This window comes from Pseudomonas sp. NY5710 (genome assembly GCF_013305665.1).
GTDB classification, from domain to species: Bacteria; Pseudomonadota; Gammaproteobacteria; order Pseudomonadales; family Pseudomonadaceae; genus Aquipseudomonas; species Aquipseudomonas juntendi.
In genome coordinates, this window is the sequence record NZ_CP045554.1 from 4,654,842 (window position 1) to 4,677,022 (window position 22,181).

Here is a 22,181-nt window from a genome sequence, read left to right on the forward strand (position 1 = left end):
AACTAGGACGCCCGCCCTGAGGGACTCTACTCAAACTCGTAGGTATTCACCTTCAAAACGCTGCAGTTCTCCTTTACCGAGCGCTGCACCGAGTCGTCAAAACCACCAGCGCTGCTGGCCTGGATATCGATGGAAATGGTCACATTCACGCCATGCTTGGCGGTGAACTGCTGAATCACCTCGTCAACCAGAGTTGCAAATTGCATCTTGGCTTTGACCGGGTCTAGGTCGGCGCTGGCATAGAACTGCGTCGGCAATGCCTTAGCCACCGGCACATCAGTCGAACCAGACGACCTACCACCAGAGCCAGCACCTACGGCGGTAGCACCGACACCCTCTGTAGGAATGTCATGGATCAGGTCTCCAGTAGGCGGCTGCACCGTGGACGCAGCACTGGCCGCTGTCTCCTTGGCTCTCAGCGCCTCGGCATATCTCGATGCCGCGCTTGGTTCGAGTAGCAGGCAAGAGCCATCGAGAATGACGGAGGTCGGTTTGCCATACACAAAGCCCTGATATCGGTCGCCTTCGTTGCCTTGCGCTACAGCGAAGAAGTCTTTGCTCTGCACGCCTTGGTTCAGAGTACGGGCAAACACCTGATCGTCACGCAGGCGCGGTAGATACAGATAGCAGCAGGACTTCTGCCATACATCCAGCGCGCCAGCTTCAACCACGCCATCCTTCCAAAACCAGCGCTTGAGCATGTTGGACAGATGGATCGGAGCCCACTCGGTGATCAGCAGCTCGTTTTCCCGCAAAACCTTCTCGATTTCCTGGGACAGGCTCGAAGCACCAGGGTTAACTGCATAGGTCTCCCAGACGATCTCTGTCAGGTTGCTAGTGTGCTGCACTGGCGCCAGCAGCCACTTCCAGGTTTCGCGCAGGGTACGGTTAAGCGTATCGCGCGCCTGCTCCAGGCTGGCCGAGGCATTTTTGGCCATCAGGTTGTCGAGCGTGAGACGATTGTCCTTGTAGTCGCTGACGATAGATTCCCAAGCAAGCACCGAACGTGCGTGGTCCTTCAAGCGGCTCACATTGTCAGCATCCGCTACCAGGAAAATTAGACGGTTCTGCTTTTGACGAGGCTGCTCGCCACGATTCTTGAGGATCTCCAACGCTTTGTTCAGCGCTGCGTTCGGCCCGGTTTTGCTGTAAGGCACATCTGGCGCCAAGATCACCAAACGCAAGGCCCAGTCATCCGGCACATCGGCACTCTCATTGAATGGATGCACATAGAATGAATTGTTGCCAAATCCCTTCAAACGATCCTTAAGAATCGGGTAAACATCCTCATTCTTGAAACGCTTCTTACGCTCCTCCATCTCACGGCGCAGGTTCGGCCGCGTATCGAACCAGTAACGACTGTTAGCACTATTTAGGTAATGCAGCTTGTCGCCCAATCGACGCAGTGCATCCTCATACACACCAAGTTGCTGCTCGGGCTGAGCGCTGCCCAGCAGCACGCGCTCAAGCTCGATACCACGAACCAACTGGCTAGAAGTTGTAGGCGCACTACCGAGGAAAATGGTACGTGCAGTCCGGCGGCATGCATGCACAGCCCCAAGCCGCGCATCATGGTTTTCGATGGCAACGGTTTCTGCGCGCGGCCCGTCAATATCCCGGTCCACTACCGGATCCCAGCCTGCGGGTAGATAATAGGTGAACTCGTTGCGGGTGTCGGTATCAGCAAAAGGCAGGCTGCCAGCCATGATCAACGGGTCGTTATTCCCGTCCTTCCACAGGCTGTAGATGATCTTGGCCATCATCTTCAGCACGCCACGGGTGCGCTGGAAGTTATCCAAGCTCGACCAGTCGTCGTACAGCCGGTCAAACACCTCCGGATGAATCGGGTAAGCCTGCTTCAGACGCTCGAAGTAATGGCTTTCCTGAGTTTCAGAAGGGAATTTTCCACTGTGAGCAACGTAGAAATCGGCGAACTGACGGCACACTTGTTCAGCGGCCAGTTGGTCGTTGATCCGACTGAACAGGCGACGCCGAACGATCTCGAAAGCCTCCTCAGTCGCCACCGGCTTCCACAGCGCCTGCACACGGCCGAAGTAGTGCGACAGCGCCTCCAGTGCGCGCACGCCACGCTGGCTGCCGGCTTCTTTTTCGGACTCTGGCAACGAGGCCAGCATCACGGCTGTGGGCACAGCCTTTAGCGCCTCGGTCAACGCCTGGACGAAGGTCAGGTTAGAGTCGAAGGTTCCGCCGGCCAGTGAGACACCTTCCTCGAACTGACGAATATAGGCCACCAATTCATCCACCAGGATGACACAAGGCGCATAACGACTCAGCAGTGTAACCAGCACATCCTTACCCGGCGAAGTGCCGGACTTGTCAGCGTCAGCCACCAGCGCATAGCCTTCATCACCGCCCAGTTGCCAGGCCAACTCCCCCCAGAGTGTGCGGACCGAGCAGGCACCATGCTGTACTGGCTGGTTGGGGGAGGACTTAATGCCATCCAATACCGCCACCCGCGCCGGAGCCAGTTCGGTAACACCGGCCTTATTCAAAATAGCACCGATGCCAGGCATCTCACTGGCCGACACCTTGCCCTGGGCCAAGTGATAGACCGCCAGCATGGTGTGGGTCTTTCCGCCACCGAAGGCTGTCTGCAACTGTATAACCGGATCACCGCCCTTGCCGGACAACCGCCGAACCACTGAATCCAGCAGGAGGCGCATGCCCTCGGTAATAAAGGTGCGCTGGAAGAACAGCTTCGGGTCTTGATACTCCGCTGCAGCAGTACCGGTATGTACGCGGGTGATATCCGCAGCGAATTCGGCCTGAACAAAGGTGCCGCTGCGCACGTCTTCGTGGGGTTCGGCGATAAGGCGCCAGGGCTTAAGTGTCATTCCTTTTATTCCTTTACATCAGAGACGCGCTCACGGGCGCTGTGCAAATTGGCTTCCAAAATCATTCAGTACAACCTGCATGCAGCACTGGAAGCAAGAGGTTCGGACAGCCCTCTCCTTGTGGCTGGTAATAAAGGCAATCGGCAGCCTTCCAGATAATCTGAATGCCAGCGATGTCCTTCCTTACGAGGCTCCAGAGCTCCTCTACTGCCAGTTCTTGCATAGCCGACATTTCCGCCTCCTCAGATATCCAACGAGCCTTGGCTGCCGATATGGCCGGCTTCCTGGCTGGCTTGTTCGATGCCGGTCCAGGCGCCTTGCAGTTCGTTGTAGGCACGGGCTTCGTTGGCCCAGCCTTGGCGTTCGCAGAGGGTGTAGAGGCGATAGGTTAGCGCGGTGAGGCCGGCGGTTTTGTCGGGCATACGTGCGAGCAGTTGGCCTGCAGCGGTTTCGCCGTCCTGATTAAGGGCGCGGATCAACTGGTGTAGGGCTTCCCACACGGGCAGGCGGATGTCGTCTTCCGGCGACCAGTCTCGGGGCATCTCTGCCCACTTGAGCAGCCGTAGATTGCCACTGGCACTTTCCACCACACCGGCGTCCACCAGTCCGTTGACGCTGGTGCCTTTAGCGCGAGCCAGCACATCGGCATCGCCGTATTTGCCCTCAGCCCAGCCATGCTGCTCGAACCAGGCGAGGCAGAACTGGGTGTCGTGGTCAAAGTCATCTTCGCCGATAAAGCGGTTGATCAGTTGTAGGGCGCTGCGCACGCTCATCGGTGAGCCGTCGGCTTCCAGCACGGCGCTGTACTTGCTGAACACCTCCATTCCAGGCCCGATAATCGCCTGGGACAAGTCCACGGGCGCCACTGGAGAGTTGATGCCGCCACGAGTCATATCCAACAGCGCGTCAGGTAGTATGGCGTTAAGTTCGCGGATAAATTCGCGACGGGAAATGCTCGGCGCATCAGCAGCACGCGGACGGCAGACCAATACGATACTGGAGGCCAGCGCATTGGTGCCGGAGCTGATCATGCGATTGCTCAGTTCGGTACGCATCGGCCAGGTGCCGCTGAGGGCAAGGCCAGCCTTGAGTACGGCAGCGAGGAAGGTTTCCCAGCCGGTGCTGGACGTGCCGGCTTCGGCCTTGGTTTCCGCCTGCTTAAAGGCGTAGTAAATGGTCACCGGGAAGGCCGGATGAGCCTGCTCCGCTAAGTTATGCATGGCAGCGGTCATGCCATTGAGGAAGAAGGTTTCGGCCTTGTCCTTGCTGCCATGTCGGTACGGGGTGGCCACCAGCTCTTCAGCTTTGGGTACCGCCAGAGTCGCATACAGGCTGGGGAAGATAGGACGCAGCGAACGACGTAGCCAGACATAGAAGAAGTCAGAGAGATCGGCGTAACCGATATTGTCGTAATAAGGCGGATCGGTAGAGATCAGCTTGTTCTGGCTGATGGTTTGGGTTTGAGCATCATTCTGCAGGGCAAAACCAGCGCTATTCTTACTGTATCCGGCTGTTTTTTCGAGATTATCAGCCGTGTACTTCACAGCGCTCACCCAACAAATCGATCGATCGATCATGAAGTTTGATTCAGGGAAATCCCAAGTCATGGGAATTGCCTGACGCTTGTAGGTTTGCATGACCTGTTCGCCTGACGGTTTCCAGGTAGCAATGGAGCTACCGTAATCGGCCAAACGATCAATAGCGAACGCCAAATACACCCCCACCGCCTGTGCATAAGCCGTAGCACCCGTGCCCCCCTGATCCAGCCCCAGGCCGTCGTCGGCCATGCCGGCGGCCAATGCATTCTCGCGCACGCGAGCGATGGCTTCCTGCACCAGATCAGAGAAGGTGCTCAGCGCGACGAGTTGGCGACGGGTGAATAGGTCACTGAATTTGTCCAGACCATAGTTGAGCGTCCAGAAGTTGCGTGGGTCATCCGGTAAGCTGGATTCTGGCTGCCATTCAGGCTGGGCTTGTGCAGCAATTACCTCATGCTCGACTATTGGTTCCAGATAGACACGACCACGAGCCCCCTCTGCAACAATCGCCATCAGCCGTTGACCGATGCGCCCTGCCATGCCTTCAGCCTTGATGTACTTCGGCTCAATTGGTGTATCGGACAACAGGCACTGGAAGTTAGCCCCGCGCGAAAGCTTGGTACCATTTTTGGCTGAAGCCGGTGGTATCCCTACCTTGATCGTAAAGCGATAGCTCTCGCCATTAATCACAGGCTCGACATAGGACTCCTTCCCTACCTTGCTAGACAGAATAAAGCTACTAGCAAGCGGCACCTCGGCATGGCTGAACGCCGGGTTGGGGCTTTTCACTGTGCGAGCCCAAAGCCAGGCAATCACGGTGAGTTTTTCACCCAGATACTGCGCTAGATCCGGACGTTCGGCGACCATTTCGGCAGTTACTTCGACCTGCGGATATAAATGGCCGATACGTTTTTGCGCCTCCTCGCGCATCCAAGCGCCATAGCGGCGGACGTCCTCCGCCAGCCCTTTGGCACCCGACCAATCCTCGAAGGCATCTCGGGTCGCCTTCTTCTTGCTGCCCTTGTCGGCAGCGATTTCCGGCCCGACCGGTGCACGGCCGACGAACTTGGGCGGAATCTCGATCATCGCCTTGTTGATGGTCACTGCCACCGGGTTGAGGTCTGAGGCGTAGCTTTCCAGTCCCAGACGCTGCGCCTCCAAGGGCAGTGCACCACCGCCAGCAAAGGGGTCATGGAAGCCTGGCAGCTTCTCCGGGTTAAACAGTTCTGCAACTTGCGGGTGCCCTTTGTTCAGCTCGCAGGTCTCGCGCCAGCTCTTCCAGATTTCCGCCCGCGCCCGCGCCAGAACCTCTTCATTGTTGGTGTTTTCCCACTGCACCAGCTCTTCGATGATCTTGAACAGACGCTCGCGCTCGGCAGCGGCCTTCTCCTTGTTCACCCCGTACTTGAAGCCACCGCCTTGCTGGTATCCGGGGTCGTTGATCATCTGAGCAAAAATCACCGCCCTCGCCGCCGCCAGCGGCCGTCGCGCCCACCACAGATGAATACCGCGTGGATGTGCACCAATGCCGGGCTGCTTTTCGTGAGCACAAGCAGCGTTAATCGCATCCAGCGGCAGAGCGACTTCGATGAGTTTTTTTGGGGTCTTGATGGGATACATGGGGATTCCTGATCAGCTCATTCGGCATAGGGTATGGCGAATGGCACTAACAAAAGGCAGATGGACCGTGGCAGCCAGCTCGTCATCCAGCAACTGCTGCCACTCATCCTCGGAAAATTCATCGAACAGCGCCCACAGCTCTTCGGCTATCGGCACATAACCGGCGGCCTCCCTCTGGCGCATATGGCGCAAGGCGCCGTGTTCCGCATCGAGATTGAAGACGCGCAGAGTTTCGCTGGCACGCTTTTTGTCGGCGTCACTCAGGCCGACACGCAGCTGGATGGTGCCGTCGGCCACGAAGACAAAGTAATGGTCGGGATCATCGACATCAGGCTTGAGCAGGTCGTCAGGGTTGTAGGCCCCGGCGCAGTGATCTTTGTACTTGCCACAAGAGTCCTCGCGGTTGCAGGAGCCAAAGAGGTTGTCCCACTGGAATGTGACCCTAGGGTCACGCCCCTTCTGCACAAAATGCTCGATATGCCGATTGCCTTCGGCAATAGCCGCCTCGCAATAGCCGCAGCGCTGGTGCTGCATAGCTTCCAGCGCTTGCCAGATTTCGGCCCTGTCTGCGCCACCCAGAGCACTCCAGTTGTCTCGACCATGCCTGTAGCGGACTAGGCAGATCGGCGCTGCACCGCGTTGCAGTAGGTGCATGAGTCAGCCCTCCGCTCCGCTCGAACGCAACGGTCGGCGGCGCTTGAGAGCCTGAAGACGGCACAGACGCTGGCATTCGAGCATCTGCGGGTGATCGGCGCCGAAGTGCTGATTCAACGTCGCACGCAGCTGCTGTGCCTCATCGCTGTCTTCCAGATCCTGCTGGATCAGCGCCATGTAGCGACTGAGCTGGCGGGCTGCGTCGACATCCGGTACCGGATCGGTACCCATCACCTCAGCCAGTACATCGGAGCTGGCCACACCCAGGGTCTGATGGGCTACAGGTTGGATTACGATACGTTGCTGGCCGGATTCTTCATCTCGCTCCGTCGCCAGAACGCGAATGCATTCGGCGGGAACGGTGCTGAGCACCTGCGGGCTATGGGTGGTAACAACGAACTGTGTACCAGGAAAGGCTCGCAGAAGGTCGTCCAGTACACGCTGCTGCCACGCAGGATGGAGATGAAGATCGACTTCGTCGATCAGCATAATTCCCGGTGCCGACAAGGTGGGCGTGCTGAATGAAGGAAGATCTAACTCCCCTGGCTTATCGAACCACTGAGGATTTAGCTGTCGCAGCTCTTTCAGAAAGACGTCGACAGCCTCACTGTGGGGCAGATCGAAGAAGCGATGCAGATGGCTATTTCCGATTGCCATTCGGCGGGCAAAGTCCATCGCCAGTGCCAGCATGCTCTGATAGCCCTGGCTCAATTGGCTGACCTGAAGCGGAGTCGGCCCCTGTTTGGCGTCCACTACGAACTTATGCTCGCGATTGAAGCGGGGATTGCTGTAGTCCCCTCCCAATACCTGCTCGATGGCTACTCTGACCGCACTCAATGCCGCGCTTTCTTCGTACTCTTCCGGCCGGCACCCTTTGTTGGCGCGAAGTTCCGCTGACTCTTCAAGATCGAACCATTTGAGCATCTCCCGAAAGTCACTCTGGGCATTCAGTGCATCGATCAGGGCAGCTGTCGGATAGCCATAGTTTTTTGTACTTGCACGTATCCGCTTGGGAATTTCGATATAGCCACGTTGTGCGCCATAATAGGAGAAAATCGGTAGCAGCTCTGGCTGCTCCGATTTGAAGCTCTCGGAGATACTGGCCATGGCGCTAGCCAATGTTGCCTCACCGATCTTGGTCTTGGTCTTGGGAGTCTTGCCCTTAGTGGATGCCTTCCATGTCTCCCACTTCAAGGCTGATGTGGTTTCGACTATCACCTGCGAATAGTCACAAGCGCCCCAACGCTCCTGATTGCCACGCTTGCCCCAAGACTCAATTCGGACATCGGAGTCTTTAATGCGACTGCTAGAAAGTCGCTGATTGACCGAGGATAGATATCGAAGAGCTGGCGATAGGCCTACAGAAATCGCATCTAGGATGGCGGTTTTACCAGCACCATTTTTCCCGACCAACACCGTCAGCCGAGGATGAAGATCCAATTCCAGATGCTCAAAGCATCGGAAATTGTTCAGCGTGACCTTGTTCAACCGCATGTCTGACATCCTTCACTGGTGTGTAGACTGATCGATCTCACAGGCTTTCCTCCGGCTTAATCGCTCGGGATAGCAGCTCCCCCAAGTCGTAGTTGACGCTGGCGATGCCGAATTCCGGCTCACTCTTGAACGGGTGCTTGATGTAATACGGGCCGTCCACCTGCTCGCCATCCACCAGAACGATGGCGAGGATGTATTTCTCGCCCTGGTTGTAGCTGGAGAAAATCTCATTCTTGGTGACGGTGACCGTGGTGGCGCCCTTGACGCGCCCCTTAACCTCGATGTGACGGTCGTCCTTGATGCTGCCATCGGAGGCTACCGGTGGGCGCGCAGTGATATCCCAGCCGCATTTTTCGGCAGATACGTCCTTGACGCCGTGGCCAAGCGCTTGCTCAGCTGCGATTACGGCATGCATAGCTGCCCACTCAATACGCGAGCGCGCTTCTGCATCTGCACAGAAATTAGTATCGCCTTGGCGCTGAGCCAGCAGGCCCGCAGGAATCACCAAGGCTCCGCCAACCACCACTGGCGTGGCAGAGCTGACCTGTTGCATGGCCTGCAACTCACGGGTGCGCTGCTCCAATCGGGCAGTCAGCTCCTCATAACGACGACGCGCATTCTCCGGTTGCATACGCGGCTGCTTGCCTGTGGCCACATCGTCACTGAGCTTGAGGTAGCGATCCGACCAGTAGTTGATTTCCTTGACGAGGCGCTCATGTACAGCCGCTAGCACGCGCTCGGCCTGGTGCTGAATGCGGTGTTTCACTTCGCTGAAATGTTCTGGCACCAATTGCAGCGAGGCATGCTGTAGCGCGAGGTTTTCCAGATTTTGGTGCAACCAAGAGGCACCCAGTACGTCCTGTACCAAAGCCAGCTCACCCGGTTTGATCGGCAACAGATCTAGGTGCGGCGCCCAGCCCGCATTGCTGCTTTGCCCTTGCGGGCCGATTTCGACAAACTGCAGTCGGCGCGAGACGATTTTGGGCTGTTCGACGCTGTGGCTCGCACTCTCTCGCACGCTGTGATCGAGCATGAACAGCACTTTGGGGATCAGGCTGTCATCGTTGGGATCAACCAGCACTGAGCCTTGCTTGAGCTTTCCACGATGAGCACTGAGCGTGATATCGGTAAGCGCCCGCATCAGCGGATGGCCGGGATGGATAAGATCAGCCATAGGCTTGCCAGGCACGCGCACCTGCTGTTTCTCGAAGCAGATGCGCTCGTACTGCTTGAGTACAGGCGTGCGGGTTTCGCCGCTCACGCGGTCACGTTCGCGCAGTGCAGCCGGCACATGACGAATCTCAAAGCGTGCTGGTTCGCGGCTACGCAGCTCTCCGCCAACACTGGTAAAAGCCTCATTGAAGAAGGCTCGGATGAAATAGGGTTGCAACTTGCGGGCTTCGGCCTTCTCCATTTCCTCTTTGACGGCATACAGCTGGTCGAGGCTCATGTGCTGCTCGACCAGCGCATTGCGACGGAGAATTTCACGCAGATGTTCGGTGTCCAGCACTCCCTCGATGACCTGGTTTTGCCGCTCACGCACCTCCGGCGAGTCGCCGTAGCGAATGGCTTCGATCAGCAAATCCTTGAGTGACACGTTGTCGAAGGCCTCGCCAAGGATGTCGAACACCTTGCCGCCCAGCGCCTGCTTCTCGATCTCCAGCTTTTCGAACAGCTTCTGGAATACCTCGCCTTCGCGGGTTTCGTTGGCGACAATGTTCCACAGGTGGCAGACCTGATCCTGACCAATACGGTGAATACGCCCGAAACGCTGCTCCAGACGGTTGGGGTTCCAGGGTAGGTCGTAATTGACCATGAGGTTGGCATTCTGCAGGTTGACGCCCTCGCCAGCCGCATCAGTGGCAATCAACACCAGCACGCGAGGGTTGTGGCGAAACTCTTCCTGCACCTTGCGCCGCTCATCACGGTTAGTGCCGCCATGAATGGTGACGATGGCCTGTGGATCACCCAGCATGTCGGCGATGCGCCTGACCAGATAATCCAGGGTGGCGCGATGCTCAGTAAAAATGATCAGCTTGCGGCGGTTCTCGCCGTTGTACATCTGTGGGGAGTCTTGCAACAGGCAGGACAACTCTTCCCACTTGCGGTCACTACCGGAAGCCACTAGACGCTGTGCCTGTCGTTCCAAACCTTGCAGCAAGCAAACTTCGGTTTCCATCTCGGCGATGGTTTCGGCAGCGCTGGCCTGGTCAACCAATTGGTCGGCGTAGAGCTCGTATTCATCGGCACTGAGCTCGTCTTCCATTTCGTCGAGGTTGTCAGGCACCTCGATGCGCTTTTTCACCAAGTACTCACCCAGCACGCTGGCGACACCAGGCCCACGCAGGTGAAGTTTTTCTTCCTCGATACGATTTTCCAGGCGTTTGCGACGATTGCGCAGCGATTGATAAATGGCCTCAGGGCTGGAGGCCAGACGGCGCTGCAGTTGAGTAAGAGCAAAGCCAACGTTGTTCTTGCGCTGACCATCAAGGCGATCAGCCAGGTTCATCTGGTTGCGCACGTACTCTGTCACATCGTGATAAAGCGCCGCTTCCTGATCAGACAACGAGTAATTGGCTGTGTAGGCGCGCCTCTCTGGGAACAGTTTGGTGCCGTCGAATTTGAGCAGCTCTTCCTTGACCATGCGCCGCATCAGGTCGGATACGTCTACCTTGTGGGCGCCCTCGCGGAACTTGCCGTAGAAGCGGTCACCATCGAGCAGTGACAGCCAAATCTGGAAATCTTCTTCTTTGCCGTTGTGCGGGGTGGCAGTCATCAGCAGGAAGTGACGGGTAATTGAGCCGAGCAGTTCGCCCAACTCGAAACGCTTGGTCTTGTTGACCTTGTTGCCGAAGTAGTTGGCCGACAGCTTGTGGGCTTCGTCGACGATGATCAAATCCCAGTCGGTATTTTTGAGCTTGAGCTGGTAGCCCTCGTTGCGCGACAGCTGGTCGAGACGGCAGATCAGCAGGTTTTGCTCTTCAAAGTAATTGCCAGTGGCACACTGCTCCTGCTTCTCACGGCTGAACACCTCGAACTTGATGCCGAATTTCTCCAGCAGTTCATCCTGCCATTGCTCGGTCAGCGAGCCTGGCGACACCACGAGGATGCGCCGGGCATCGGCTCGCATCAGCAACTCACGGATCAACAGGCCGGCCATGATAGTCTTACCGGCGCCTGGGTCATCGGCCAGCACGAAGCGCAGCGGCTGGCGCGGCAGCATGGATTCGTAGACAGCGGAAATCTGGTGAGGCAGCGGGTCGACGTTGGAGGTGTACACCGCCATCATCGGATCGAATAGATGAGCCAGTTGGATACGCCACGCCTCCAAGGCCAGCTTGAATTCGCTACCTGGGGCATCAAACGCCCAAGCTTTACCGGCCTGGGCCAGTTCAAGACGGGACTCGTCGCTGCGAAACAGCATCTGGTCGCCGTAACCACCGGCACTTTTCTGGTAGACGACACTGATTGCCGAGTCACCGACCTTGTCGACACTGACGACTTTAACAACCTCGTCGCCATGCAGGCCGCGAATCTGAGCGTCTTTTGTGATGTCCTCCAGCCTGACCATTTAAGCTTCCACAAATTCGTCAAATTTATCAGTTTACTTGAATGCCACTGACCTCGTCACTCGACCCTCTCAGAATTCATGGGGTCATTACGAGCTTTGTCTACCGGTCGCCTGCTATTGGCTCCCCCTCAGTCGGAAGCAGCTCTTGCAGGATCAATAGCTTCCTTTGCAACTGCTCAATGTGTGCTTTCTCAGCCCGCAGCGCTGAACGCAGCTCCCGATTTTCCATCTCCCAAATGCGAGCCCAACGCACATCCGTTTTGAAGTCGAGAGCCATTTTCCAGAGCTCGCGTAGCCCCAGGCACTGAAGTACAAGCACTAGCAAGATTGCCCCCATCAACAGCAGAGCACCTATAGAAACCGCATCCCAAGCAACCATGTTCGCCCCCTTCCACAAGCTCAATAAACCCGAAGACAGCAAGACGATATGTAGCTACAAATGACACGTCTAGAATGTAGACTTATACAGGTAAAGAATTCGAGCATATGGAGAGGGCATGAAACGCAAGCAATCCATCGAACAGGTTCGCTGGGACCTAGCTCTTCGCTATCGTCTGATTGAAACCGTAGCCTGGTGGGAAGGCCGGCTGACCACGGGACACCTGATCCAGAGCTTTGGCATCAGTCGGCAGCAGGCATCGAAAGACATCAATACCTACATCGCTGAGCATGCGCCCAAAAACCTTACATATGACAAGCAGATAAAAGGTTACGTGCCGAGCAAGACCTTCAAACCGCTGTTCATCGATGACAGCGCCAGCGCCTACCTGCACTTGCTGTATCAGAACAACGCACGCGCACCGCACGTCGAAGGCCTGGCGCTGGCCTACGCTCATACCAAGGTGCTCGAAGTGCCAGACCGGTCGATCAAGGCCGAAGTTCTCCGGCCGCTGCTCAAGGCTTGCCGCGACCATCTGAGACTGGACATCGACTACGTTTCACTCAATAGCCCGGAACCAGAAGGCCGAACAATCGCACCTCATACACTGGTGTACACCGGAATGCGGTGGCATGTACGAGCCTACTGTGAAAAAAACCGTCAGTACCGTGACTTCGTGCTAAGCAGGCTACGAGGCGTACCCGACCTGCGTGACGAAGAAACTGAGAATGGTATTGCCGAGGACGATGATTGGAACACCGAGGCTCCGGTGATCATCAAGCCTGATGAGCGCCTGGATAAAGCACAGCGAATGATCATTGAGGTCGATTTCGGCATGACAGATGGGCGTCTGGTTGTTCCGAGTCGTAGAGCACTGGTGAAGTACGTATTGCAGCGTTTTCAAGTCGATCCGAAAAATCTGAATCCTAACCCTGAGGCTCAGCAGATTGTGGTTGCCAACCTCAAGGAGTTGAAGCCGTGGTTATACGAATGACGCCCTGATCCTAGAGGGAGACCGATTAAGGCTTCAGGAAGAAGCCGCGAGCTACCTGTAACGTCTAGGCTCACACTCGTCCGATGGTCGCCCGTGGCTGACGCATGGGCAGTCATCGGCACGGCCCACATTCTTTTTTTGTGATCCCCGCTGACTTAGCCTCGGTTGTAGCCAAAGCATGGCTGCCACGTCATGAAATAAACGACACAGATTGTCGCATGGCTGATGGAGGATAGCCACAAGTCAACCAGTGAGGCGTTCCCCATGAAAGAGTTGGTCTGCTTTACCATTGGCTTGGTGGTCGGTGCTGTACTAATGAAGAAAAGCCAAGCGATCGACGAACTGAAAAAGGAACTAGACCGCGAAAAATTCCGGACTAGGCCTTCAGGCGGGACTGAACAGACGTGAGGCTACGGCCATTTGCCCATGGCGAGCAGAAACAAATAATGCTAAAAAGCCATCAAATGGAATGTTCGCCAGATATGTGACGTCAGCGAACCATCACGGTTGATTCAGGCACAGTTCCTTTATGTCAGACCCCAAAGACAGGTTATTCAGGCACCTGGCCCTGCTGCGTCTCATCCCGCGCGCGCCCAAAAGCATTTCCACCACCGAACTGCTGCAAAGGCTCAAGGCCGAGAATTTCGACATCGACCTTCGGACTTTGCAACGGGACCTCATCGGCCGCCTCGCTCTAGACTTTCCACTACTTTGTGACGAAAGCCGACGGCCCTATCTCTGGAGCTTTCCCAAGGAAACCCCCCAATTCGACTTTCCAGCTCTGGACACCCCCACCGCACTGGCCTTCGTCCTTGCCGAAAGCCACCTGAGCAAACTGCTGCCACCCAGCGTGCTGAGCCTACTGTCGCACCACTTCGACTTGGCGCGTAGGCAACTCCAAGGGCTGGAACACAACAACCTGGCGCACTGGGTCAGACGCGTGCGCACCTTGCCTAACGGCAAGGCGCTCCAACTCGCCGAAGTGGACTCGGCCGTCTGGTCCGAGGTAGCCACTGCTCTGTTGGAAACGCGGCAACTGGAGATAGTCTACCTCAGCCGCAGTAAGGCCGAATACAAGACCCTACGCATACACCCAGCCGGCATGGTCACGCGCCACTCCGTCAGTTATCTGATCGGCACTGTCGAAGGCTACACCGACTTTCGCCAATTCGCCCTGCACCGCATCCAGAAGGCTGCGTGCCTTGATGTACCAACACGCGAACAACCCGAGTTCGAGATTGATCACTTTATCCAAAGCGGCGGATTCAATAATCCCGGCCCGATCGAACACCACGAACTGATCGCCGACGTATCCCCAAATATCGCCTGGCTGCTGACTGAAACCCCGCTTAGCCCCGAGCAAAGCCTAAAGCCGTTACAAGGCAGCAATTGGCAGCGTCTGCGTGCCAAGGTGCCGGACGATCAGGAAACACTCTGGTGGGTGTTTGGGTTGGGAGAGAACGTCCGCCTGCATGAACCGAAGCGTTGGGTGGATGTAATCAAAGGGAAGCTGATCAACATGGGAGCACTGTATGCGCAGCCCACGCCACACCACTCGCCCACCATTACCGATGCCCAAGCTTGCCAGGAGGCTCCATGAAGTCCCACGACACTCTTACGTCTGTTTCAACCGCGAGCGAGCAAGACGACAGCAGAGACGAAATAAAGCGGGATATCGGCCGCACCGCAACAGCACTTTCCACAAGTGAAACCGTCAGCCGCTATGGCAGTGCCAATGCCGAGTTCGTCAAAGCCTACACCGGCATTGACAATGAAGCCGGCAAGGTTCTCAGCAAAGGCCTGAAAGGCATCAGCCAGGAAAGAACCGGCGTCAAACAACGAGCGGGCTGGGCGGGCGAAGTTGCCGGTACCAGTCGTGACAACGCCGAAGCCATCATCAACAAATCGTCTGAGCGCACGATTCGCAGCGATGACTTGAAGCATTACGGCATTGATACCGACTCTAAGTACCGCGAAGCGGTGGATCGAGTACGCGTGGATGAAAACGGCAAGATCATTTACGAAGCCCAGACCAAGCTGGAGGCCAGTGGAAACAAGGTTGCCAACCAGGTTAGCCATGAGGATCACAAATACAGTAAGTACTTCGGTAAACAGTTGGAACTACCCAGCGAACAGGTCGAAGACGCCAAGACTTACTGTCGCAAGCGTGCAGAAAACCTAAGAAAACACGCGCTGCAGGCTGAGCAGAAAGGAAAACCAGAGCTTGCCGAGAAGTTCCGCGAGCGCGCTGACAGATTCGACAAGCTTGCAGAAGAAGACATCGTTGACCTTGGAATATCGACCGAACAGGCTATCGACTACGCCGAAAAACCGCTGCGCGAGACGATGAAAGATATCGCCCGTACCAGCCACCGGGCCGGTGTGGAGGGCGCGAAGTATGGCGCGGTTATCGGTGGCGTCATTTCGCTTTTGACCAATGCGTTCAGCGTGGCCCAAGACAAGAAACAATTAGGCGAAGCTGCCCAGGATTTTGCCCTCGAAACCGTTAAGGCTGGTGCTCTTGGATACACCACGGCTTTCGCTGGCGCCGCGATCAAAGGTGGCATGCAGCAATCAAGCAACCAAACCTTGCGAACGCTCGCCGGTACTAATGCACCGGCGCTGGCGATCAACATTTGCCTGTCACTGGGCAGCTCGGTGAAGCGTTATGTCACCGGAGAAATCAGCGAAGCCCAGTTGCTGAGCGAGGTGGGTGAGAAGGGAGCAGGCATGCTCTCAAGCAGCATGATGGCGGCGCTGGGACAATTGGCTATCCCCGTACCTTTTGTCGGCGCAGCAATAGGCGGGATGATCGGCTACACGCTCTCTTCGCTTTTCTACCAAAGCGCACTGGACGCTGCGCGTGGCGTCGAGCTTTCTCGCCAGCAACTGGCACGCATTCGTGCCATCGAAGAAGCCGCCCGCGACCAGATAGCCGAAGAACAAGCGCAACTGGATAGCTTCACACGTCGCGAAATTCCTCAATTGCTGCAAGAAACGCAACATTTGTTCGCCATTGTGAATGACGTCGTCGGCGGCGGCATTGATGACCTGGCAGCCGCTATCAATCAATACGCCACCTTGCTGGGAAAACAACTGCAATTCCAATCCTTCGAGGAGTTCGACGATTTCATGAACGCCGATAGCCCTCTGATTCTTTAACCTGCCTGACTCGCTTTGAAGATACACCTGGAAAAGGACGAAACACTACATGCTGCTCAAACTTTTGCCTGAACCGGACCAAAAACATTTACTTGGTCTCGCAAAACTGTTGGCCTTGGCTGACAAACCGCTGCTATGGGACGGTAAAACGTCAGATGAATTCACCTCCGACACCGATCTCAGCGCGCTGTCCATTCAAGAGGGCGAAAAAGAGCGGGAAATGATCGCTGAGCTTGAGCAGTCCATCACACGCCCATCAAACACCAGCGTGTTTGGAAATTCTTCCAGCGCCAGTAGCATGTTTGGATGGTCTTCCTCGACAGCTTTCATGTCTGGAAGCAAATCGTCCGATGACGTAGCGGCAAAACTCATCGACGAACTCAAGAAATATCCAGTCACCAAAGCGGAAAAACCTGAAACCCGCGTACAGGCTGCCACTAGCGTTCTGAAAGAATTGCTCAAAGGCAAGAGATTCGAGCTACCGACCGCGCCTAAGGTCATTCTTTTCGAGCTGCTATTGGTCGCCCTCCGTGACGGCACTATCACCAGCGTGGAATGGGCACTCCTCAAAGAGTTTCAGCTTCACCATCAATTGGAAGATTTCATTTTCGATGATCTCCTAGAGCGCGCAGAAACACTGAACCAGGAAGTCAGCAAGACCATTTCGATCATTCTCGAGTAAGGAAACCATCATGCCCATTCCTCTCATCATTGGCGCTGTTGCTGCCGCAGCGGGTATCTACGGTGCAGCCAAAGGTGTCAGCGGCGCTATGGACCATAGCAACGCCAAAGACATAAATAACGATGCACGCTCCCTGGTCGATAGCGCCAATCTAAAGGTTGAAGAGCAACGCAAGGCCACTAACGCCGTTCTGGAGGATTATGGTCAGCGTAAGCTGCGTGCGTTCAACGGAGTGGTCGCCGAATTTATCGAAACCTTCGAACGCCTGAAAAATATCGAACTCAGTCAGAGTCCAGAGCTCGATAAACTTAACGCCGGCGATTTTTCCAACAAAACCCTTACTGGTCTGAGGCAGGACTACCAGGCGCTCAAAGACGCTGGGCTCGGCCTGGGTGCAGGCATGGGCGGAGGCGCAGCTCTGGCCTTTGGTGCCTACAACGGCACGATGCTGCTGGCTACTGCCAGCACCGGCACGGCCATTTCTTCACTGGGCGGCGTGGCAGCTACGAATGCCACGCTGGCCTGGCTGGGTGGGGGTTCGTTGGCCGCTGGCGGCTACGGTATGGCCGGAGGCATGATGGTGCTGGGCGGCATTGTCGCTGGACCGGCGCTGGCCATCTTCGGTCATGTTCTTGGTAACAAGGGCGAAGAGGCTTTGAACAATGCCCGCAGTAACCTAGAACAAGCCCGCACTATTAACGATCAAGCCGAGCTGATGGCAGGTAAGCTGCGAACCATTGAGCAGATAACCTCCATGGCAAACACGACGTTCTCCAAGATCAGCTCGCAACTACGCCGCACCGTGGGCGAGTTGAAGAAAATCATAGAAAATAATGGCGTGGATTACCGGACTTTCTCGGACGAAAGCAAGGAGGTTGTTTTCCGTTCGGTCAAGTTTGCACAGCTTCTCAAAGCCATGATTGACACTGCGATCCTGGACCAAGACGGCAATCTGGTTCTGGCAACGGAAAAGCGCATCCAAGATGTCGCCGCCGTGGCAAGCGGACAGAAAGCGCGCCTGGATGCACCTTCTGTATAAAACAGCGCCCGCGCGCCTGCGCGGGCCTTCCCATCTGCCCCAGCTGTAGCCGGGCCCCGCTTCGAGGTGATGATACTTTCCATATGCGTAGCGACAGTACTACACCCTCCTTCCCCTGCACCCAGTGCGGTTTGTGCTGCCAGCACGTCCATTTGGCTACAGAAACCCAGTTTTTGGATCGTGGCGACGGCACGTGCAGGCATTACGACAAAGTGAGTAAGGGCTGCACCATTTATGCCGAGCGCCCTGACATATGCAGGGTGGATCGGCAATACATCATACGCTACGCCCAGCAGTACACCTGGGATGAGTATGTCACTCTGAATCTACGGGTCTGCGCGATTTTGCAGGCCAAGTGATTACGATCAATTCTTAAGCCACGGGATTATCAATCCGCTGATGAGAATAACTCATCTCTAGACTGCCTCTCCGAGAGGCTCGGACAAATGGCCGACATCAGGAAATTTTAAATTGATTCACTAGCCGTTTGCAGAGACGCATGTCGTCTGCGCAACTCACAATCCTTGCATGCAGGCGTTGCCGGGGCGCTTCGCATTGGCAAACGCGCGGCTGCAGCCGCGCGTTTGATCCAGTTAGCTCGGAACAACGGACATGATCTGTATGCCTATCTCAAAGATGTGATAATGCGCCTGCCGACACAGCCGGCCAGTGAGATTGACAGCTGATGCCGCATCGGTGACGTCCGACTTAGTCACGCAAGACGGGTTGGCCGGACGCATACGCTGAGCCAAAGCACGTCGCAGTCGCCTGGTCATGTTTCTTGGATTTCAGTCCCTTTCTTGAGCGCTGGGTCAGACACAAGCACCATAGGAGTCTGTCAGGCGCTTCAGCAGCTCTTTGTGACGGTTCTCTAAATCAGTAAGCGTAAAACTCCTCATCGCCAACAACCGCTGCGAGTTTGGGAGGCTTTCCACCCGATCCTCAAAGTAGCGAACTCGTTTATTCGCGAAATCCAGATTGCCCAAGGAAGTGTTCTTGCGCCGTGAGAGCAGCATCAAATTACCCAAGCGATGCAACCACGTTTCCCGCTCCTCCTCACTGAAATCTAGGACCCACTGGCTCGTCCCACCCGGATTCTGCGGGAGGATATGCTCCACACTAATATCATCCGGCAGGTTTAGCGGCGCGGCATGGCTGGCCAAAAGGTACTCAAGACGCAGCAGTACATATCGGGCAAAGCGCCGGCCGTAAATGGCACCGTCAAGTAATTCCTGCAACGGCTTGCGGTCGAAGTCGAAGGCTTTGCTGGCAAGCACTTCAACCGGGGTCTCGGCCGCCTCTATCACCCTGAGCACTTCATTCATGTTGCTGATGCGCTGGGTCGGCGTAAGCTGCACAATCCAGTCAGCCGAAAACTTGTTGTCGATGCGTTCGATCAGATCGAGCAACTTCTCTGCCTTGAACTTGTGATACCAAGCCAATACTGGCGGGATCCAGTCGGTGCCTGGCAAGCCACGACGCATCACATTGATGCGGTTGCGATAGGCATTGCCCAGACTCGTCGGCAGACCATCTAGTTGGATTGCCTCATCGAAGGCATCCTTGTAGGCTTTCACGGCTTCAAAGCTCTTGCTGCCCAGTGCCAGCAGTGGCGGCTTGGCTCCGTAGATACGATCGTCAAACTCCTTGAGCAAGCCCTCACGGGCCTTGTCCTTCACATAGATGGTACGTACTAAAGACAAAAAGCGGTCGAACTCGTCGCGGCCCATCTCGCCTTCGACTTCCTCCCAGTATTCAGCCCACTTGCTGCGCTCAGTTTCCTTGGCAACGGCACCCAGGTTTTTAGCCTTGAGAATGTCGCTATTGGAAAGCGGAATGCCACGGTCGTTGAGGATGGTGAACAGTCGGAAGGCATCATCCAGATCTTCAGTGGCCACGTAGATAAACAGAGCGTTGTTCAGCAGATAGCCAACGAAACGGTCGAAGTCTACCTCCGCGGGGAAACGGCTGCTGTCAGTAAAACATGCTTGAATGGTCTGCATGCCCGCTGCCATATTAGCCAGGGACAGATTTTTGCGAGCGGCAATGCCCGGCAAATCCGCGCTGCGAGAGCCGTTGTCGGCCTTGATATAACGCTCAATGAAATCACCCACGTTATCGCGGATGTCGTAGACAATGCGATTGCGGCCCGGAATCCTCTTCCACTTGTTTTCCTCTTGAAACAGCATCCCGCGACAGGCGCCTTTGAGTTGCTCGTCCGTCACCCTGTCGCGGATGCAGGCCAGGATCAACATCAGCGTAGTCAGGCGCTGCTGACCATCGAGCAACTCGTATTCCTCAAAGTCCACCCCGTCAGTGCTGCGCGTAGCCTTACGAAGTACCATCGATCCGAGGAAATACTGACCGTCCGGGTTGTGCTCGCTGGCGTAGCGCACATCGTCAATCAGTTCGGAAATCTCATCCTTGCCCCAGACGTAAGCTCGCTGATAGTCCGGAATGCGGAACCAGAAGCGGGAGAACACATCGCCAATCACAATCTTGGCGCTGTCGATCTGACCTTTTTTACCTGCGCTCACTGCAAATACTCCTTAGCCCAACCCCACCGATTGGTAATCCAATCGGACAAGTCGTATCCCACTGAAAACCTTTCACAGCCAGTGTGCTGCTCTGAGCGTCACAAACTGACCAGACTAAAGCCAGGAAGTTATCAAACCGACACCCACCAGGCGAGCTTTCGATTTCTGTCCCTCCCCTAAGCTCTCAATTGATATTCCACATAACGTTGCCTTTGCCATCATCGACCAGGTGCTCGCTGACGCCCATGCTGTCAGCGCTGATTGAAAATTGACCCGACAGAGACTTGCACGCAGAGCCGAGAGGCAGGTATTACCCAGTGCCTGTCTTGACCACAGATGAGGTCGTGGATCAGCCAGCCATCCCGCATTCGGAATAGCGACATACCCATACCCTCTACCCCCTGCTGCATCCGAAGCCATGAGATCCGTCTCCATAGCGCTTTGTGGCAGCTTTGCAGAGGTAGCTGGCTCGATGAAACAGCTCAGGTAGGTAATCCACGTTACCTGGCCGGACCTCCCGGTCGACTCGGTATTCAGCGTTCTTCGGGATCTCCACCAAGCCCCGTACTTGACCAACCTCGCACTCCAACGCACTGGCCCAAGCCTCTTGCATGCGGCTGATCATATTAGGCCTCTGTGATTGCAACCGCCCGACTGTGTAGTAGGCGTCTCTGTTAAGCAGGATCAGCAGGTGGTAATGCGGTCGCCCTCCCCAGCCCACTTCTCTCGCCCAGACGTAACGCACCCTGCAGGCATGGGCGTACTTGTGCTGCTCACGTGCTTTCTCACGGTCATGCTCAATTTTTGCCTTGAACGACTCAATGAATCGACTAATCACACGATTTGACAAAGCGTCATCCGGAATACCCACAAAACGCGGTAGACGCAGGTCCACCCTGAATGCAAACACCCTGGGATACTGAACAAGGGCAAGGTTAATGGTGCGACTCAGTGCCTCCAGGTACTCAAGTATAAAAGGGCCTTTATCAACCATGACCGGCAGGTCTTGAAACGTAGCTGCTGTATGCAGGTGAAGATTACGATTCATTGATAAACGAAGCATGATTACCACTTACTCTAGAGAAGTTCATATCCTAACTAAGCTCGGTAGTTATTTACACGTACAGCACAGTCCATCGAGCCAAGCTATCAATGAGTTCACATACAAATTAAAGATGGTAGTCATTACAACACCTTGAGGCTGCCTACCTAACATCCTAACAACTGGATAGACATCATATTCAGCATAAAGGATAGCCATAGGGCATTAAGGATAGGCAAAGGACATTAATGAAATAATAACTAAAGCATACTACCCACACCGAAAAACACAAAAACAGCAAATCAAGCAAACACCAAACAATTACACTACAACCCAAGCACCAATCACTAATTAGTAAGATCCGGCAAAAAAGCATCATGCCCGGCGACTAACCGGGCATGATGCTCATCGACTAATTGCGCTCTGTTACCCTAGCCTGAATCCAGGTATGAACCTCAGACTCCACCCATCCGACACATCGACCGCCCAGCGAAATAGACTTCGGAAATATCCCTTTAGCGATGTAGCTATACACCGTCGACCGTGCCAGACCTGTTATTTCAACAACCGTTTTCAATCGAATTACACGCATGACCAGCTCCTCAGATTCGTAC

General features: G+C 55.5%; 16 protein-coding genes and 1 pseudogene. 8 read left to right on the forward strand and 9 right to left on the reverse strand.

Annotated features, from left to right (window positions below):
* Positions 1 to 26: 26 nt before the first annotated feature.
* From GEV39_RS21545 to GEV39_RS26245, 6 genes are all read right to left on the reverse strand, one after another.
* Entirely contained in the window at positions 27 to 2,855 is a 2,829-nt protein-coding gene (locus tag GEV39_RS21545; protein ID WP_103518020.1) for an ATP-binding protein, read from the reverse strand.
* 242 nt (positions 2,856 to 3,097) lie between these two features.
* A complete protein-coding gene (locus GEV39_RS21550; protein ID WP_103518019.1) occupies positions 3,098 to 6,013 on the reverse strand; it encodes a DUF1156 domain-containing protein in 2,916 nt (971 codons plus the stop codon).
* Positions 6,014 to 6,025: 12 nt separating this feature from the next.
* Complete coding sequence (ptuB, locus tag GEV39_RS21555) at positions 6,026 to 6,667, reverse strand: retron Ec78 anti-phage system effector HNH endonuclease PtuB (RefSeq protein ID WP_103518018.1); 642 nt, start codon at positions 6,665 to 6,667, stop codon at positions 6,026 to 6,028.
* 3 nt (positions 6,668 to 6,670) lie between these two features.
* Entirely contained in the window at positions 6,671 to 8,161 is a 1,491-nt protein-coding gene (locus GEV39_RS21560) for an AAA family ATPase (RefSeq protein ID WP_167398629.1), read from the reverse strand.
* Between the two features lie 37 nt (positions 8,162 to 8,198).
* Positions 8,199 to 11,732, reverse strand: a complete 3,534-nt coding sequence (locus GEV39_RS21565) for a helicase-related protein (RefSeq protein WP_103518016.1) — start codon at positions 11,730 to 11,732, stop codon at positions 8,199 to 8,201.
* 100 nt (positions 11,733 to 11,832) lie between these two features.
* A complete protein-coding gene (locus tag GEV39_RS26245) occupies positions 11,833 to 12,111 on the reverse strand; it encodes a hypothetical protein (RefSeq protein WP_103518015.1) in 279 nt (92 codons plus the stop codon).
* 118 nt (positions 12,112 to 12,229) lie between these two features.
* Here GEV39_RS26245 and GEV39_RS21570 point away from each other — a divergent pair, with 118 nt between their 5' ends.
* The 8 genes and pseudogenes from GEV39_RS21570 to GEV39_RS21600 all read left to right on the forward strand — a co-directional run.
* Entirely contained in the window at positions 12,230 to 13,105 is an 876-nt protein-coding gene (locus GEV39_RS21570; RefSeq protein ID WP_103518014.1) for a helix-turn-helix transcriptional regulator, read from the forward strand.
* A gap of 264 nt (positions 13,106 to 13,369) precedes the next feature.
* Positions 13,370 to 13,513, forward strand: a complete 144-nt coding sequence (locus tag GEV39_RS21575; RefSeq protein ID WP_167398628.1) for a hypothetical protein — start codon at positions 13,370 to 13,372, stop codon at positions 13,511 to 13,513.
* Between the two features lie 121 nt (positions 13,514 to 13,634).
* Positions 13,635 to 14,705, forward strand: a complete 1,071-nt coding sequence (locus GEV39_RS21580) for a helix-turn-helix transcriptional regulator (protein ID WP_015271895.1) — start codon at positions 13,635 to 13,637, stop codon at positions 14,703 to 14,705.
* Entirely contained in the window at positions 14,702 to 16,267 is a 1,566-nt protein-coding gene (locus GEV39_RS21585) for a hypothetical protein (protein ID WP_103518012.1), read from the forward strand. The genes GEV39_RS21580 and GEV39_RS21585 overlap by 4 nt, the downstream gene beginning before the upstream one ends.
* Before the next feature lie 49 nt (positions 16,268 to 16,316).
* Positions 16,317 to 16,949, forward strand: coding sequence for a hypothetical protein (locus tag GEV39_RS21590; protein ID WP_015271897.1), 633 nt, complete (start codon positions 16,317 to 16,319; stop codon positions 16,947 to 16,949).
* A gap of 10 nt (positions 16,950 to 16,959) precedes the next feature.
* Entirely contained in the window at positions 16,960 to 17,988 is a 1,029-nt protein-coding gene (locus tag GEV39_RS21595) for a hypothetical protein (RefSeq protein ID WP_103518010.1), read from the forward strand.
* An 83-nt stretch (positions 17,989 to 18,071) separates the two neighbouring features.
* Positions 18,072 to 18,347 carry a YkgJ family cysteine cluster protein gene (locus GEV39_RS26425; RefSeq protein ID WP_015271899.1) on the forward strand — a complete coding sequence of 92 codons (276 nt, stop codon included), beginning with the start codon at positions 18,072 to 18,074 and terminating at the stop codon, positions 18,345 to 18,347.
* Positions 18,348 to 18,527: 180 nt separating this feature from the next.
* A pseudogene (locus GEV39_RS21600) lies at positions 18,528 to 18,688 on the forward strand (transposase domain-containing protein); the annotation flags it as partial.
* A gap of 112 nt (positions 18,689 to 18,800) precedes the next feature.
* On the opposite strand, the gene GEV39_RS21605 reads toward GEV39_RS21600, so the two are convergent.
* The 3 genes from GEV39_RS21605 to GEV39_RS21615 all read right to left on the reverse strand — a co-directional run bounded on the left by GEV39_RS21605 (position 18,801) and on the right by GEV39_RS21615 (position 22,159).
* Positions 18,801 to 20,525 carry a DUF262 domain-containing protein gene (locus GEV39_RS21605; protein ID WP_103518009.1) on the reverse strand — a complete coding sequence of 575 codons (1,725 nt, stop codon included), beginning with the start codon at positions 20,523 to 20,525 and terminating at the stop codon, positions 18,801 to 18,803.
* 394 nt (positions 20,526 to 20,919) lie between these two features.
* Positions 20,920 to 21,588 carry an inovirus Gp2 family protein gene (locus GEV39_RS21610; protein ID WP_043935927.1) on the reverse strand — a complete coding sequence of 223 codons (669 nt, stop codon included), beginning with the start codon at positions 21,586 to 21,588 and terminating at the stop codon, positions 20,920 to 20,922.
* Positions 21,589 to 21,979: 391 nt separating this feature from the next.
* Positions 21,980 to 22,159 carry a helix-turn-helix transcriptional regulator gene (locus GEV39_RS21615; protein ID WP_043935929.1) on the reverse strand — a complete coding sequence of 60 codons (180 nt, stop codon included), beginning with the start codon at positions 22,157 to 22,159 and terminating at the stop codon, positions 21,980 to 21,982.
* Between the last annotated feature and the right edge of the window lie 22 nt (positions 22,160 to 22,181).